Genomic DNA, 15,335 nt, shown 5'->3' with positions numbered 1-15,335 from the left:
CTGTTTTTTTATGTGGATAACTTGGCGCATAAAACTATTTGCACTACTATTTTTGGTTGCGCATAATTTTATTACTTTGTAACGGTAATTTGAAATTTTTAAAGACCCGAATTAACGAATACACGAATACACAAATTAACCTGAAAAATGAAGCAGTACTTAGACCTTGTGAAGCATGTAATGGAGAATGGAAACCAAAAAGGCGACCGTACCGGAACCGGAACCATCAGCGTTTTTGGCTACCAGATGCGTTTTGACCTTAGCGAAGGCTTTCCGCTTGTAACTACCAAGAAGCTGCACCTAAAGTCTATTATACACGAACTGCTTTGGTTCCTTAAAGGCGACACCAACATTAATTACCTTAATGAAAACGGGGTACGCATTTGGGACGAATGGGCCGATGAAGATGGCAACCTGGGCCCCGTATACGGTGCGCAATGGCGCAACTGGGACGGACAGGACATTGACCAGATTACCGAACTGATAGACACCCTGAAAAACAACCCGAACAGCCGCCGCATGCTGGTTACCGCCTGGAACCCACGCGTACTACCTGAGGGCGGAAAATCGTTTGGGGAGAATGTTGCCAATGGTAAAGTGGCGTTGCCTCCATGCCATGCGTTCTTCCAGTTTTATGTTGCCGACGGTAAACTGAGTTGCCAACTGTACCAAAGGAGCGCCGACATTTTCCTTGGGGTACCGTTTAATATTGCTTCGTATGCCTTGCTTACCATGATGATAGCACAGGTATGCGGCCTGGAGGCAGGTGATTTTGTACATACCTTTGGCGATGCGCACATATACAACAACCATATAGAACAGCTGGAACTACAGCTTACCCGCGAACCGCGTCCGTTACCTAAAATGGTACTGAACCCTGAGGTGAAAAACATCTTTGATTTTACGTTTGAAGACTTTACCCTTACCGGTTACGACCCGCACCCGCACATTAAGGGGGTTGTAGCGGTGTAATGCAAGGGCTTTACAATTTTTATAACATCTATATTTAGTATTTTCCTTATCTTTAGTCGAAGATTTTGAGAAAATGGAAAACACACCGCACGAATTATACGAATATGCCCGCAAACGCGTAAAACAGAAAAAATGGGTATACCTGCATTTTGTATTTTTCTTTGTGGGCAGTATATTTTTATACATTATAAACCGCTGGCTGGAAGTATACCCAGAATATGACTGGTACCTATGGGGCATTACCGCCTGGGCATTTGTATTTATACTGCACTTTATAAAAATATTTGTTACCGAAACGTTTATAAACAAAACCTGGGAGCGCGAGCAGATAGAAAAACTGGTAGCCCGCCAGGAAAGACGCATAGAAGAACTTCAAAAAAAGCTGGACAAAGAAAACCCATCTTCTACCCCACAGTAAATTATGACGATTACCCTTATAGCAGCCGCTGCCGAAAATAATGCCCTGGGCAAAGACAACCGTATGATATGGCACCTGCCCGATGATTTTAAGCGTTTTAAAAAACTTACCACAGGCCACCATATTATTATGGGGCGCAAAACCCTGGAAAGCATGAACGGCCCGCTGCCAAACCGCACCAATGTGGCTATTACCCGTCAGCCCGATTATACGTATGAAGGTTGCATTATTGTACACAGCCTGGATGAAGCCCTTGCTGCCTGCCCTAAGGATGAAGAGGTATTTGTAATAGGCGGTGGCGAAATTTACAACCAAAGCATTAGCAAAGCCCACAAAATAGAGCTTACCCGTGTGCGCACAGAGGTGGAAGCCGATGCTTTTTTCCCGGAAATTGACAAAAACGAATGGACGCTTACGGAAAGCGTTTTCCATGACATAGACGAAAAGCACAAGCTGGAGTTTGTATTTGAAACGTGGGTGAGGAAGTAAAATTATTTGTATATTTGATTCTATGAAAACGCTGACGCTCAACATACCCGACAATCTAGATATAGACAACAACGAGTTTATTATATCTGCTGCATCAAAAATGTATGAGCAGGGCAAGCTTTCATTAGGACAAGCTGCGCAACTTGCAGGGCTTACTAAACGCGCTTTTGCCGAGCTACTTGGAAAATATAATGTTTCCATATTCAATGCTCCTGCAACGGATTTATCAAGTGACATAGCTAATGCTTAAAACCATTATCTCTGACACGAGTTGCCTTATCATACTCTCTAAGATAAACCAACTCAATCTACTTCATAAACTTTACGGCGAAATAACAACAACACCTGAAATCGCAGGTGAATTTGGCGAGCCGCTTCCTGAATGGATTAATATAGAAGAAGTAACTGATAAACTCCGTCAGCAAATACTGGAGTTACAAATAGACAAAGGCGAATCTAGTGCCATAGCATTAGCACTACAAGTGCCCGAAAGCACACTTATACTTGACGATTACAAAGCTCGTAAAATAGCTACCCAGCTGAACCTGAAAATCACAGGCACAATAGGCATAATTGTAAAATGCAAGAAAGTGGGGATTATCACTACAATCAAACCAATATTAAACGATATTAAAACAACCGATTTCAGACTTTCCAATGAGTTAGAGCAATTAGCACTAAAAGAAGCCGGTGAAATTTGATTAAGAAAGCCTTCTACACTGCTACACACTTAACCAACCCGTTTTTTCGTTATCTTGGTGTAGCCAACCGTTTTACACTATGAAAAGAAAAAGCTTAAACCTTGCTATCCTTGCCACCATAGCGGTATTGAGTTTAGCTATTTCAGGGTATTTAATAATTACCCAACCAAGACCTGAAATAAAAAATGCACACCTTTTTTTCCGGAATTCCATCGTTGGCCCCTTAAATCCACTCACATCTTTAGTAGTTGTAATTGATGGGAAAACCATTTGCAGCTTTAGTAAAATTTCAGAAATAAAAGATCAGTCCATTAATCTTTACGAGGGTAAGCATACTATCAGAATACACAACCTGGAAAAAACCATTGATAACACCGCTGATTTTGTAGTAAATGAAAACAAGGAAGCCTGCATTTATATAAGCTACAGGTATTTTCCTGAATACGAGACTTACTTACCTTATTACAAAAAGAATTACTTAGCTCACATTAAACAACAAAACAAAAACATTGACACAATAGCTACAAAAAAGAGAATTGACAGTATAATTGATATAAATTATCTAAAAACCAGAGTGGGCTACAAACCCGAAGCCCCTAATTTTAAAATTGTTGTTCAGGATTATCCAAATGTAATATTATAAAAGCAGTAACCATGAAACATTTTATAATACTATTAATCTCACTTACTTCATTATATTCCTGTGAAAACACAGAAACAGTTAGTGTTTTCACTACAACGCCTCCCCCACCAAAAGAAGGACAACCAATAGTTACCGGAGGAATACATCATAGCGCAAAGCAGCTTGTAGATGACAACACTATTTACGACTTCCTGAATGCTGCAATTACTACAGACACTTTAAACCTTAGGTTGTGCAATACCATAATAGGACAAAATCATATATTTATATTTATAGATAAAGCCGAAGCCAACTATATACTGCGCACTGCGAAAGTGTTTACAGCAGAAGACCGTGAATACATTTACAAACAATCGTTATACAGCACCCAGTTTAAAATAAATAAACTAAAACTAAAGACAGACAAAAACATAATCATCCCAGAAACTTGCGATATCAATGAAGGAAACAAAGACTATTGGCATAATATCAGGAAGCAATTTGGCTCTTTTTGCTCCCTTTCAATGCCTTTGTTCTCGAAAGATAAACAAACAGTTGTATTGAGATATTCTTATAGTTGCGGAATGCTTTGCGCCCATGGCGGCTATTATGTTTTTCGAAAAGAAAATAACACCTGGACCCTGACAACTATCTTAAACAAATGGGTCAGCTAAATACCACTATAAGCATTTTCAATAAAAAACGCTTTCCTGCTCTGTGCATAATCGCTAAATTGCTGTACAGAAATTTTTAGGAAAAATGCCACATTATAAAGCCTTGTTTCGCATACCCGGAGACAAAGAACTAAAAGCCCACAACGGCTATGTACCCGATGCTTTTTTTACCGCTGCACAACACACCACTACTAACGATATTGTACTTATGTACGAAGGAGGGTTTGTACTTAGCAGCGAAATGCACGAAAAACTGAACCACCCGGACAGGTTTATCAGCTATGCATCGGTTGGGGCCGACACGGATGAAGGCAACCAAAACTCGGAGGAATTTAAGAACAAACTGCTGCTGTTGCTTAAACAGGGCAACCATGCCCGCCCGCTTGAGTCGCATTTTCACTACCAGGTGTTTGTTATGGAGTATATAGAGCCTGTGATTGATGATGATTAAACTCTAATCCTTATTTTATAGACGGCACATGAAAAACTTGGACAATTTACTTCTTGAATTCAAAGCAAACTGCAACCTTTATTCCTGTAAAAGCTTTTTACAAGGAGATACCATTACCTTAATAGAAGATATCTTAGGGCGACTAAATCAGAATTACAGTAATAAACAGCTATTAGAAAACATTGACTTACTGGTAATATTATATCAATTCAACCCAATTGACGCGTCAAGTGAAACACGTATATTTCGCGAGCTCTCCTTAATTTTCTGTGCGTTTATAAAACAATATTTTTCGGACACACAAAAAACAGCAACAAAATTTGAACTGGGCGCTATAAAGAATTTAGAACTTTTTATAGATTTTTTCTTTCACAATCCATCTTTTACAGATACAATAATTGACACAGAAAAAGAAGACTTCATAAAAGCGTTGGTACAGGTTCTGTATATCCCACATGACGGCCTGATTCTTACATGGGAATATTCTGTGAGCGTATTTTTATACTTTCCGGATGAGTACATTGAAAAACACAAACACCACTACCTGAATCATCATGATTATAGAGTAAGGGCTGAATTTACAGAATCGTATTAAAAAAACTTGCCGTATCTTTGCGGTCGAAATTTCATAAAATGGCTCAGCAAGTAACCCCATATAAAGATTCCGAATTAGGAAAAAAAGAGCAGGTAGCACAAATGTTTGACAACATAAGCGGTAATTACGACGGGCTAAACCGTGTAATATCGTTTGGGATAGACATTCAGTGGCGCAAAAAAGTCCTGAAACTGGTTTCCGATAAAAACCCGCAAACCATACTGGACATAGCTACCGGCACGGGCGACCTTGCAATACTAATGGCCGAAACAAAAGCCCCTAAAATTATAGGCGCCGATATAAGCGAAGGCATGATGGAAGTAGGCCGCAAGAAAGTAGCCGAAAAAGGCCTTAGCGACCGCATAACACTACGATATGGCGACAGCGAAAACCTGCCTTTCCCGGATGGGACTTTTGATGCCATAACCGTAGCCTTTGGCATCCGTAATTTTGAAACACTGGAAAAAGGCCTTGCCGAAATATTGCGTGTTTTAAAACCGGGAGGTATATTTGTAATACTGGAAACATCGGTACCAACCAAATTTCCGTTTAAACAGGGATATAAATTCCACACAAAAGTATTGCTGCCGCTTATAGGCAGGCTGTTTAGCAAAGAAGGAAGCGCATACTCTTACCTGGGCGAATCGGCTTCGGTATTTCCTTTTGGCGAACAGCTAAACAATATTTTGCGCAAAATTGGGTTTATAGAGGTGAAGCACATGCCACAAACCATGGGCGTGGCTACCATTTATACGGCTTCAAAACAATAAAATGAAGAAATTTTTAGTCTACATACTGCTTTTTGCAGGCTTATTTGCCCATGCACAGCTGGGCACCCGCATCTTTGGCAGGGATCCTATTATTAACCTGGAAAACTTTGACAAGCAGCGTGTACACTGGGGTTATTACCTTGGTTTTAACAGCTACGACTTTAAAATAGACTACAAAACACCACCTGCTACTGATATAGAAGTGGTAAGCACCACAGGCTTTAATGTGGGGCTGGTGGGCAACCTGCGTATTTTTGAATACCTGGACCTGAGGTTTGAACCCGGACTTGCCTATACCCAACGCAACCTACGCTTTACCGACCCTACTCTTGTAGAAGAATGGGATAAACTGCGTGAAGTAAAAAGTACGTACATACACTTTCCGTTGTTGCTGAAGTTTTCGTCTAAACGTACCGGAAACATTAAGCCCTATTTATTAGCTGGCGTTTCGCGTACGCTAAACTTTGACGCGCACGAAAAAGCAAAAGACGATAACATGACGGGGGCCAACTTCAGGATGAAAACCTGGACCAACAACTGGGAGGTAGGCGCCGGTATCGATATTTACTTTGAATACTTTAAGTTTTCGCCTTCTATACGTGGGGTATTTAGTTTTGATGATGAGCTTATCCGCGACAACGACCCTAACAGTCCGTATACCGGAAACGTAGCAAGCATGAAAACCCGTGGTGTGTTTGTAAACTTTACATTCCACTAAAAGCCCTCCCCTGTCAAAGGAAAATATGAGATAGATACATCTTGGCGGCTTAGCGTCTTTGCGACATTTTTTACCACAAGGTTCACAAAGTTTTTCACAAAAGTCACAAATCACATTAATTACCTGCAACAAAGGCACAGAGGCTTTCCTTCGGAAAGCTAAACAAGCCTAGAAAGTGACTTACGTATACACGACAGCAAAGAAAAAGAAGAAATTTTCTAATTATCCCCTACGGAATTCGCTTAGTATAATAGCAGCAGCAGTAGCTACATTAAGGCTTTCAGTTTGCTGTAAGTTACCAAAACGCGGTATGGCTATGCGTCGGGTACAAAGTTTTTCTACAGCTTCCGAAATACCATTGGCTTCGTTACCCAAAACAATAACACCCTCTGCAGGCAATGTCTCCTTGTAAATAGTATCGCCGTCCATAAACGTACCGAAAACCGGCAATGCAGTATCGGCAAGATATTTTACCAAATCAGTATACACTACATTAACGCGCGAGATACTACCCATAGTGGCCTGCACCACCTTAGGGTTGTACACGTCTACACATTGCTCAGAACACACAAGGGTTTCTATGCCAAACCAGTCGCACAGACGGATTATGGTCCCCAGGTTGCCCGGATCGCGCACATCATCAAGCGCCACAATCAGTCCTGTAGCAGCAGCAATAGGCTCTTCCGGTATCTCAAAAAGCGCAAGGCAATGTTGCACGGTGGTAAGCGCACTAACTTTTTTAAGCTCGGCTTCGGTAACCTCGGTGTATTTTGCATGGGGAATGTTATTAAAATAACCCGGTTCGGTATATAAATGATGTAACGTGAAGCCCGAATTAAGCAGTTCCTGCACTACCTTTATGCCTTCGGCAAAAAACAATTTATGCTCTTTTCGGTATTTTTTTTGATGTAAACCCGTTATTAACTTTATTTGGCTTTTGCTAAGCATAAAAAATGTATTTTTGATTTTAGTTTCGGCAGTACCGTTTTGAGAAATATAGCGACAAAAATAACACTATTTACATTACTGGCAGCGATTGTTGTTTCGTGCGACCTTACCAAGAGGGTTCCGCAGGGAAAACACCTGCTTGATGAAAACAATATTACCGTAAACGGAGAAAAGAAAAACGACGAGGAACACCTGGCGCAGCTGTACCAGCAAGAGAACAGCAACCTGCTGGGCTACCACCTGAGACTGAACATGTATAACCTGGCCAACCCGAATGCCGACTCGTCTTACCACGCGTGGCTGGACCGCAAGCCGGGCACGCACAGGTTTCTTACCAGCCTGCTGAGCGAAAAGCAGGTAAACCGCCTGGGTAAATCGTTTGGGGTATCGGGTATAAGCAGTTTCCTAAAAAAAACAGGCGAACCACCAGTACTGATAGACAAAAACTACGTAAAAAAATCACGAAACAGACTGTATGCCTATTACTACAAGCAGGGGTATTTCCGTGCTAAAGTAAACTACACCATAGACACTGTTTCTACAAACCGCGCCATAGTAAACTACACCGTAGATACCGGAAAACCGTATATAGTAGATACCATAGCCGCATACATAGCTACCCCGGCACTGGATACTTTGTACCAAAAATCATTAAAAGAAACATCCCTTAAAAAAGGTAAACGCTACAGGGAGTCCGACTTTACAGCCGAACGCGAACGTATAACCAATTACTACAAAAACAATGGCGCCTGGAAGTTTGAGCAAAACTACATTCGATATGTAGTAGATACACTGAATACCGGGCATAAGGCCAATGTTGATGTAATTATAGACAACGAACAGGTACGCCAGGGCGACTCTACCTACACACGCCCTTTTAAAATATACAAAATAAGCAAGGTAAAAATATACGTAAACAACCCGTATGAACCCGAGGCTGCCATAGACACCACTAACTATAACGGCTTTACCATATACACTAACGGGAGGCTGCGCTACAAACCCCGCGCCCTTACTGACCCTATTTTTATAACTCCGGGCAGCACCTATTCGGCATTTCGCCGAAGCTATACATCAAGATACCTAAGTAGACTAAGTATTTTCTCGTTTCCGGGTATAGAATACATAGAAGACCCTTCGGATGTAACCGGAGAATCGCTCATAGCTACTATTAAGCTAAACCCTAAAGACAATTTCCGCTTTAATATGGCGGCCGACTTTAACCATAGTAACATCCAGGATTTTGGTATACAAGGAAGTATGGGGGTTACCATACGGAATATTTTCCGTGGTGCCGAAACCCTGAACATCAGCGCACGGGGTAACATGGGTTCATCGCGCGATATGGCTATAAAAGATCGCGCATTCTTTAACATCCTGGAATATGGTGCTGATGCCAAGCTGACCATTCCGCGCGTATGGTTCCCACTAAATACCAACAAAGTAATTTTAAAGGAAATGATACCCAGCACCCTGTTAAGCGTAGGTGTGGGCAGGCAAAAAAACATAGGGCTTGACAAGGAAAACCTTAGCGGTATTTTAAGCTACAACTGGACACCTAAGCGAAACCATACCGCCAAGCTGGACTTACTGAACCTGCAATACGTAAGAAACGTAAACGCAGACAATTACTTTAATGTATACCAGTCATCATACAACCGTATTAACGACATAGCCAACTCCTACCCCGGCCTGTCTGATTCGTACTTTAACGAAGACCACAACCTTACTATAGACGAGGGCGGTATAAACCAGTTTATAAACGACGTGCAGGATGGTACAACCGGAGTAAGTATGAGCCAGAGTGATGTAGATGAAATAGAACGCCTGGAAGAGCGCCGCGGCAGGCTTACCGAAAACAACCTGATATGGAGCAGTAATTTTACTTACACAAAAAACACTCAGGAGAACCTTACCGACAACGACTTTTTTATTATTAAAGGCAAGCTGGAAAGCGCCGGTGGTTTACTAAACCTTTTAAGCCCTACAATGACCGAAAACAAGGGTGTAGCAGAGGGTTCGCGTACTATTTTTGATGTGCAGTACTCACAATACATAAAAGGTGAGCTGGATTATATAAAGCACTGGGACCTTAGCCACAAACGGGTACTGGCCATGCGCGCCTTTTTTGGGTTGGCAGTACCTTACGGCAACTCTAACTCTATACCGTTTACCCGAAGTTATTTTGCCGGTGGTAGTAACGACAACCGTGCATGGCAAAGCTACGGCCTGGGGCCGGGCAGCAGCGGCAGTAAAAACGACTTTAACGAAGCCAACATGAAAATGGCGTTTAGCACCGAGCTGCGTTACAATATTTTCGGGCAGCTGTACGGAGCTGTATTTGGCGACGTAGGGAACATTTGGAACATATTTGATGCCGAGACCGACCCTCAGTACACCTTTAACGGCATAAAATCGCTGCGCGACCTTGCCTTTGGTACCGGAACCGGTTTCCGGTATGATTTTAACTTTTTTGTACTGCGCTTTGACCTCGGGTTTAAAACCTACGATCCGGGCAGACTGGAGGGCACACGCTGGTTTAAAGGATATAATTTCAGCAAGTCGGTTTTAAATGTTGGTATTAATTATCCGTTCTAATGTGAAAAGTGCTATTTTTGTCAAAATAAATTTTAAAAACCCAATAACTGATGGCTCACAACATTAAGCCCGGTGTTGCTACCGGAGACCAGGTTCAGGAGATCTTTAAACTGGCCAAAGAAAAAGGCTTTGCCCTACCGGCAGTAAACGTAACAGGTTCTGACACTATAAACGGTGTACTAGAAACAGCTGCCAAACTAAAGGCCCCTGTAATCATTCAGTTCTCTAACGGCGGTGCTGCATTTAATGCAGGTAAAGGCCTAAGCAATAACGACCAGCAGGCTTCTATCCTTGGAGCTATAGCAGGTGCCAAACACGTACATACACTAGCTGAGGCTTATGGTGCTACCGTAATCCTTCATACAGACCACTGCGCCAAAAACCTACTACCATGGGTAGACGGCCTTCTTGATGCCAGCGAAAAACACTTTGCTGAAACAGGAAAACCACTTTTCAGCTCGCACATGCTTGACCTAAGTGAGGAGCCTCTTGAAGAAAACATCGAAATTTCTGCCAAGTACCTTGAAAGGATGGCAAAAATGGGCATGACCCTTGAAATAGAGCTTGGTATTACAGGTGGTGAAGAAGACGGTGTGGACAACAGCCACGTAGATACTTCTAAACTTTACACCCAGCCGGAAGAAGTAAGCCACGTATACGAAGAGCTTAGCAAAATTTCGCCTAAGTTTACTGTAGCTGCTGCTTTTGGTAACGTACACGGTGTATACAAGCCGGGTAACGTAAAACTTACACCTACCATCCTTCGTGATTCTCAAACTTACGTACAGGAGAAATTTGGTACTGAGCCAAACCCGGTAGACTTTGTATTCCACGGTGGTTCTGGTTCATCTCTTGAAGAAATCAGGGAAGCTATTTCTTACGGTGTAATAAAAATGAACATTGATACAGACCTTCAGTTTGCCTTTACCGAAGGTATCCGTGATTATATGGTAGGCAAAATAGACTACCTTAAAACACAGATAGGCAGCCCGGACGGACCTGAGTCTCCAAACAAAAAGCACTACGACCCACGTAAGTGGCTTCGTGAAGGTGAAGTTACCTTTAATACAAGGCTTGAGCAGGCTTTCGCCGACCTTAACAACGTAAATACACTTTAGTTACCTGTTGTTGGTTGTTAGTTGTTAGTTTTTGGTTTTTGCCAACAACCAGCAACCAGCAACCAACAACCATTTTCACTTAATAGTAAAACTATGGCTTGGTTTAAAAGAACGGAAAAAGGGATAACCACACCTACCGAAAGCAAAAGGGACGTACCTAAAGGCCTTTGGTACAAATCACCCACCGGAAAGATTGTAGATGCCGATGAGCTGGCCAGGAATTTTTATGTTAGCCCCGAAGACGGCTACCATGTAAGGATAGGAAGCAAGGAGTATTTTGAAATACTGTTTGACGATAACGAATTTACAGAGCTGGATAAAGACATTACCAGTAAAGACAGCCTGAAATTTGTAGACACAAAAAAATACGGCGACAGGCTAAAAGAAGCTATGGATAAAACCAAGCTTAAAGATGCCGTACGTACCGCTGTAGGTAAAAGTAAAGGCAAAGACATAGTTATAGCCTGTATGGATTTTGCTTTTATAGGCGGATCTATGGGTGCTGTAGTGGGCGAAAAAATAGCCCGTGGCATAGACTATGCCATTAAAAACAGGCTACCGTTCCTGATGATTTCTAAATCGGGTGGCGCACGTATGATGGAAGCAGCAGCATCACTAATGCAGCTTGCCAAAACCAGCGCTAAACTTGCTCAGCTTGCCGAAGCAGGCTTGCCGTACATATCGCTTAGTACAGACCCTACTACGGGTGGTACTACTGCATCGTACGCCATGCTGGGCGACGTAAACATTGCAGAGCCGGGCGCACTGATAGGCTTTGCCGGACCAAGGGTTGTAAAAGACACTACAGGTAAAGACCTACCTGAAGGTTTCCAAACATCGGAATTCCTTTTAGAGCACGGTTTCCTTGATTTTATTACACCTCGTAAAGAACTGAAAGACAAAGTAAACCTGTACCTTGATTTGATTCAGAATCAGCCGGTAAGGTAACATTTGCAATACCGCATAAAAAATCCCTGCACTTTTATAGTAGCAGGGATTTTTTTATGCCGTTGCTGCAAGGTTTTTAGAACCTTGCAGATATAAATGTATCATCAATTGTTATATGATTTATAAAACCTATAAGGTTGCAAAAACCTTGCAGGATACCGCGCCCAAACTGAAAACTGCGACTGTAAACTGTAAACTGTAAACTAACCTACATTCCCGTACGTATAGCCTCTACAGGATCGAGCCTAGCAGCAGAGATTGCAGGTATTATTCCTGATATAAGACCAATAACAACCGAAAGAAAAGTACCCAGCAGTATATTCCCGAAACTAAGCACAAACTCAAATTCCAGCACTTTAGTAAGCACTATGGTAATACCCCATACCATAAGGATACCTACAATACCCCCCAGCAGCGACAGGATTATGGCTTCAAACAAAAACTGCATCAGTATAAAACGGCTCTTGGCACCCAGCGATTTTTGAATACCAATAATGTTAGTACGCTCCTTTACCGAAACAAACATAATATTAGCAATACCAAAACCACCCACCAGTAGTGAGAAACCGGCAATAATCCACCCGGCTATATTAAGTATGCCTATCATATTATCTATCATATCTGTAAATGCCGACATGATGTCTATCATAAAATTATCATCCTGCCCGGCCTTAAGCCCGCGTATGGTCCGCATTTTTTGCACCACTTCGGCCTTGCACTCTTCACCATCAATACCTTTCTTTGGCTTGATGATGATAATGGGTGTCATAAAATCATTATGGTCGCCATACATATTGCGCAGCACATTTACAGGAATTATCGCAGCCGTATCGTTACTTTCGCCTAAGCCGGCACCTTCTTTATCCAGCACACCTATTACGGTAAAGCGCTTACCATAAAGCTTCACCTTTTTGTCTATCGGATCGGTATCCCCAAAAAGCGTTTGCGCCGTTTCATAGCCCAGCACCACCACATTAGTCCCCGAATTAGATTCTGCCTCGTTATAAAAACGTCCCTTAAGCACCTCTAAAGACTGAATATCTGTAAACTCATACGATACCGGCACTATATTTACCCCCGTAGCCGAGTTGTCTTCATAACGGATGGTTTCGCTATTGGTAAATATTTGGAACGCCATGGTTTGCGCTGTGCTTACATTATCTTTAAGATACTGGTATTCGTCATAGGTAACATCCGGAAAATAATCCATTTTCCAGCGCGGAATATCAGTAGGTGCAAAGCTGAAACGCTTCAGGTACATGGTATTTTTATCAATACTGCTAAGGCTGTCCTTAATTTTTCGGTCCAGCGAGTCTACGGCAGCAAGCACGGCTATGATAGAAAAGATACCTATGGTAACCCCAAGCAATGACAAAAAAGTGCGCAGCTTGTTATTGCTGAGCGAATTCATGGCAAAAAAGAAACTTTCTTTAAGCAGGCGTAGGTATAGCAGCATGATAATACGGTATTGATAGCTGTAAAATTCAGTATTTTTCCTGAAAAGGTAACAACAGGTTACCCTTCCTCACTCATTAGTTGACAAAAACACCAAAAAGTTACAGTAATACACTAATAATTACAACATCAAAAAATTAGTTATTTATCAGTAATTGCCCGCTAAATGTTGCTGCCGGGTACGGGTAAAAAAATAAAAGTAAATATTTATTCAGGATTAACTAAAATAAGTGTTCTTGTGTATTGAATGTTACAGGTACAAATATTACCTTTGCGCCGCGTTAAACACACAACTAAACACACAATAAATGAGCACTGTTAAAACCATTTCATCTGCCCTGATTTCAGTATTTTACAAAGATGGCTTAGAGCCTATTGTAAGGAAGCTGCACGAGAACAACGTAACACTGTACTCTACCGGTGGCACCGAAGCTTTTATTAAAGAGCTGGGCATACCTGTAGTGGCTGTAGAAGACGTTACATCGTACCCTTCTATACTGGGCGGACGTGTAAAAACCCTGCACCCAAAAGTTTTTGGTGGTATACTTAACCGCCAGGACAATGAAAGTGATGTAGCCCAAATGCAGGAGTACAACATACCGCAGATAGACCTGGTTATTGTAGACCTTTACCCGTTTGAAAAAACTGTGGCATCGGGTGCACCGGAGGCTGATATTATTGAAAAAATAGACATAGGCGGCATATCACTTATACGCGCTGCTGCAAAAAACTTTAAAGACACTGTTATCATAGCATCAGTAGACGATTATGCGTCGTTCCTGGATGTGTATACTGCTAACAACGGCGGCACTACCCTGGAGGAGCGCAGGAAATTTGCCACTAAGGCATTCCACGTATCAAGCAACTACGATACTGCTATTTTTAACTACTTTAACACAGACGAAACCTACTATAAGGCAAGCGTAGCCGGCGGAGAAATACTTCGCTATGGCGAAAACCCTCACCAAAAAGGTTACTTCTTTGGCGGACTGGATGAAATGTTCACCAAGCTACACGGTAAGGAGCTTTCTTACAACAACCTGCTTGATGTAGACGCAGCAGTAAACCTTATAGGCGAGTTTAAAAACGACAACCCTACATTTGCCATCCTTAAGCACAACAACGCATGCGGCCTTGCCACCCGCGAAACCGTTAAGGACGCTTACCTGGCTGCCCTGGCTGCCGACCCTACATCGGCGTTTGGTGGTGTGCTTATAGCCAACACTAAAATAGACAAGGCTGCTGCCGAAGAAATAAACAAACTGTTCTGCGAAGTAGTTATTGCTCCGGCGTATGACGACGACGCTGTAGCCATACTACAAGAAAAAAAGAACAGAATTATACTAATTCAAAACGATGTTACCCTACCTGAAAAACAGGTTCGTACGTGTCTTAACGGACTTTTAGTTCAGGACAAGGATAATATTACAGACAATAAAGAGCTGTTAAAGACCGTTACTGTAACATCACCTACTACGCAGGAAATCGAAGACCTGCTGTTTGCTTCAAAAATTTGTAAGCATACAAAATCAAACACTATAGTTTTTGCAAAAGACGGACAGCTTATAGCCAGCGGAACCGGACAAACAAGCCGTGTAGACGCCCTGAAACAAGCTGTAGAAAAAGCACATTCGTTTGGCTTTAGCCTAAACGGTGCCGTTATGGCCAGCGATGCTTTCTTCCCGTTCCCTGATTGTGTGGAACTGGCAAAAGAAGCAGGCATTACTGCCGTAATACAACCGGGCGGCTCTATAAAAGACGAACTAAGCATTAACTATTGTAATGAAAACAGCGTTAGCATGGTATTTACAGGCGTGCGTCATTTCAAACATTAATTTTATTACTTTTGTAAGTTACA

The 15,335-nt window shown here is 42.1% G+C and carries 17 protein-coding genes; 15 read left to right on the top strand and 2 right to left on the bottom strand.

What is annotated here, in order from left to right; translation table 11 throughout:
* The first annotated feature begins 147 nt into the window (after positions 1-147).
* From ACLI1A_RS01675 to ACLI1A_RS01625, 11 genes are all read left to right on the top strand, one after another.
* Positions 148-972, top strand: coding sequence for a thymidylate synthase (locus tag ACLI1A_RS01675; RefSeq protein WP_411405412.1), 825 nt, complete (start codon positions 148-150; stop codon positions 970-972).
* Between the two features lie 73 nt (positions 973-1,045).
* On the top strand, positions 1,046-1,390 hold the full coding sequence (locus ACLI1A_RS01670; protein WP_411405410.1) for a 2TM domain-containing protein: 345 nt from the start codon (positions 1,046-1,048) through the stop codon (positions 1,388-1,390).
* A 3-nt stretch (positions 1,391-1,393) separates the two neighbouring features.
* Complete coding sequence (locus ACLI1A_RS01665; protein WP_411405408.1) at positions 1,394-1,879, top strand: dihydrofolate reductase; 486 nt, start codon at positions 1,394-1,396, stop codon at positions 1,877-1,879.
* Positions 1,880-1,901: 22 nt separating this feature from the next.
* The gene (locus tag ACLI1A_RS01660; protein WP_411405406.1) at positions 1,902-2,129 is read left to right on the top strand and encodes a UPF0175 family protein; all 228 of its coding nucleotides are present in this window, start codon (positions 1,902-1,904) and stop codon (positions 2,127-2,129) included.
* Positions 2,122-2,580: a DUF3368 domain-containing protein gene (locus ACLI1A_RS01655; protein WP_411405404.1), complete on the top strand. Its 459-nt coding sequence runs from the start codon at positions 2,122-2,124 to the stop codon at positions 2,578-2,580. The genes ACLI1A_RS01660 and ACLI1A_RS01655 overlap by 8 nt, the downstream gene beginning before the upstream one ends.
* Positions 2,581-2,659: 79 nt before the next feature.
* Complete coding sequence (locus ACLI1A_RS01650) at positions 2,660-3,223, top strand: hypothetical protein (protein WP_411405402.1); 564 nt, start codon at positions 2,660-2,662, stop codon at positions 3,221-3,223.
* Positions 3,224-3,234: 11 nt separating this feature from the next.
* Positions 3,235-3,876, top strand: coding sequence for a hypothetical protein (locus tag ACLI1A_RS01645; RefSeq protein WP_411405400.1), 642 nt, complete (start codon positions 3,235-3,237; stop codon positions 3,874-3,876).
* An 85-nt stretch (positions 3,877-3,961) separates the two neighbouring features.
* Positions 3,962-4,327, top strand: coding sequence for a hypothetical protein (locus tag ACLI1A_RS01640; RefSeq protein WP_411405398.1), 366 nt, complete (start codon positions 3,962-3,964; stop codon positions 4,325-4,327).
* 28 nt (positions 4,328-4,355) lie between these two features.
* Positions 4,356-4,922 (top strand): hypothetical protein, encoded by a 567-nt coding sequence (locus ACLI1A_RS01635; protein WP_411405396.1) that lies wholly within the window; start codon positions 4,356-4,358, stop codon positions 4,920-4,922.
* Positions 4,923-4,960: 38 nt separating this feature from the next.
* Positions 4,961-5,692, top strand: coding sequence for a bifunctional demethylmenaquinone methyltransferase/2-methoxy-6-polyprenyl-1,4-benzoquinol methylase UbiE (ubiE, locus tag ACLI1A_RS01630; RefSeq protein ID WP_411405394.1), 732 nt, complete (start codon positions 4,961-4,963; stop codon positions 5,690-5,692).
* A 1-nt stretch (position 5,693) separates the two neighbouring features.
* Positions 5,694-6,410 (top strand): porin family protein, encoded by a 717-nt coding sequence (locus ACLI1A_RS01625; protein ID WP_411405392.1) that lies wholly within the window; start codon positions 5,694-5,696, stop codon positions 6,408-6,410.
* A 222-nt stretch (positions 6,411-6,632) separates the two neighbouring features.
* Here the strand turns inward: ACLI1A_RS01625 and ACLI1A_RS01620 are convergent, their stop codons facing one another.
* A complete protein-coding gene (locus ACLI1A_RS01620) occupies positions 6,633-7,358 on the bottom strand; it encodes a TrmH family RNA methyltransferase (protein ID WP_411405390.1) in 726 nt (241 codons plus the stop codon).
* A gap of 39 nt (positions 7,359-7,397) precedes the next feature.
* Between ACLI1A_RS01620 and ACLI1A_RS01615 the strand changes: the two genes are divergently transcribed.
* The 3 genes from ACLI1A_RS01615 to accD all read left to right on the top strand — a co-directional run bounded on the left by ACLI1A_RS01615 (position 7,398) and on the right by accD (position 12,022).
* Complete coding sequence (locus ACLI1A_RS01615; RefSeq protein WP_411405388.1) at positions 7,398-9,956, top strand: POTRA domain-containing protein; 2,559 nt, start codon at positions 7,398-7,400, stop codon at positions 9,954-9,956.
* Between the two features lie 50 nt (positions 9,957-10,006).
* Positions 10,007-11,074: a class II fructose-bisphosphate aldolase gene (gene fbaA, locus ACLI1A_RS01610; protein ID WP_411405386.1), complete on the top strand. Its 1,068-nt coding sequence runs from the start codon at positions 10,007-10,009 to the stop codon at positions 11,072-11,074.
* A 93-nt stretch (positions 11,075-11,167) separates the two neighbouring features.
* The gene (gene accD / locus ACLI1A_RS01605) at positions 11,168-12,022 is read left to right on the top strand and encodes an acetyl-CoA carboxylase, carboxyltransferase subunit beta (RefSeq protein WP_411405384.1); all 855 of its coding nucleotides are present in this window, start codon (positions 11,168-11,170) and stop codon (positions 12,020-12,022) included.
* 208 nt (positions 12,023-12,230) lie between these two features.
* On the opposite strand, the gene ACLI1A_RS01600 is transcribed toward accD, so the two are convergent.
* Positions 12,231-13,478, bottom strand: a complete 1,248-nt coding sequence (locus ACLI1A_RS01600; RefSeq protein WP_411405382.1) for an ABC transporter permease — start codon at positions 13,476-13,478, stop codon at positions 12,231-12,233.
* Positions 13,479-13,785: 307 nt separating this feature from the next.
* On the opposite strand from ACLI1A_RS01600, the gene purH reads away from it, so the two are divergent.
* Positions 13,786-15,312 carry a bifunctional phosphoribosylaminoimidazolecarboxamide formyltransferase/IMP cyclohydrolase gene (gene purH / locus ACLI1A_RS01595; RefSeq protein ID WP_411405380.1) on the top strand — a complete coding sequence of 509 codons (1,527 nt, stop codon included), beginning with the start codon at positions 13,786-13,788 and terminating at the stop codon, positions 15,310-15,312.
* Positions 15,313-15,335: the final 23 nt, after the last annotated feature.

Source organism: Flavobacterium sp. RHBU_3 (assembly GCF_046613565.1).
Classification (GTDB): Bacteria; Bacteroidota; Bacteroidia; order Flavobacteriales; family Flavobacteriaceae; genus Flavobacterium.
The sequence above is the reverse complement of the archived record's forward strand: the minus strand, read 5'-3'. Positions and strand labels throughout refer to the sequence as shown.

Coding starts and splice junctions, on each gene's coding strand:
- ACLI1A_RS01675 (WP_411405412.1), top strand. CDS start 148: ATGAAGCAGTACTTAGACCTTGTGAAGCATGTAATGGAGAATGGAAAC.
- ACLI1A_RS01670 (WP_411405410.1), top strand. CDS start 1,046: ATGGAAAACACACCGCACGAATTATACGAATATGCCCGCAAACGCGTA.
- ACLI1A_RS01665 (WP_411405408.1), top strand. CDS start 1,394: ATGACGATTACCCTTATAGCAGCCGCTGCCGAAAATAATGCCCTGGGC.
- ACLI1A_RS01660 (WP_411405406.1), top strand. CDS start 1,902: ATGAAAACGCTGACGCTCAACATACCCGACAATCTAGATATAGACAAC.
- ACLI1A_RS01655 (WP_411405404.1), top strand. CDS start 2,122: ATGCTTAAAACCATTATCTCTGACACGAGTTGCCTTATCATACTCTCT.
- ACLI1A_RS01650 (WP_411405402.1), top strand. CDS start 2,660: ATGAAAAGAAAAAGCTTAAACCTTGCTATCCTTGCCACCATAGCGGTA.
- ACLI1A_RS01645 (WP_411405400.1), top strand. CDS start 3,235: ATGAAACATTTTATAATACTATTAATCTCACTTACTTCATTATATTCC.
- ACLI1A_RS01640 (WP_411405398.1), top strand. CDS start 3,962: ATGCCACATTATAAAGCCTTGTTTCGCATACCCGGAGACAAAGAACTA.
- ACLI1A_RS01635 (WP_411405396.1), top strand. CDS start 4,356: ATGAAAAACTTGGACAATTTACTTCTTGAATTCAAAGCAAACTGCAAC.
- ubiE (WP_411405394.1), top strand. CDS start 4,961: ATGGCTCAGCAAGTAACCCCATATAAAGATTCCGAATTAGGAAAAAAA.
- ACLI1A_RS01625 (WP_411405392.1), top strand. CDS start 5,694: ATGAAGAAATTTTTAGTCTACATACTGCTTTTTGCAGGCTTATTTGCC.
- ACLI1A_RS01620 (WP_411405390.1), bottom strand. CDS start 7,358: ATGCTTAGCAAAAGCCAAATAAAGTTAATAACGGGTTTACATCAAAAA.
- fbaA (WP_411405386.1), top strand. CDS start 10,007: ATGGCTCACAACATTAAGCCCGGTGTTGCTACCGGAGACCAGGTTCAG.
- accD (WP_411405384.1), top strand. CDS start 11,168: ATGGCTTGGTTTAAAAGAACGGAAAAAGGGATAACCACACCTACCGAA.
- ACLI1A_RS01600 (WP_411405382.1), bottom strand. CDS start 13,478: ATGCTGCTATACCTACGCCTGCTTAAAGAAAGTTTCTTTTTTGCCATG.
- purH (WP_411405380.1), top strand. CDS start 13,786: ATGAGCACTGTTAAAACCATTTCATCTGCCCTGATTTCAGTATTTTAC.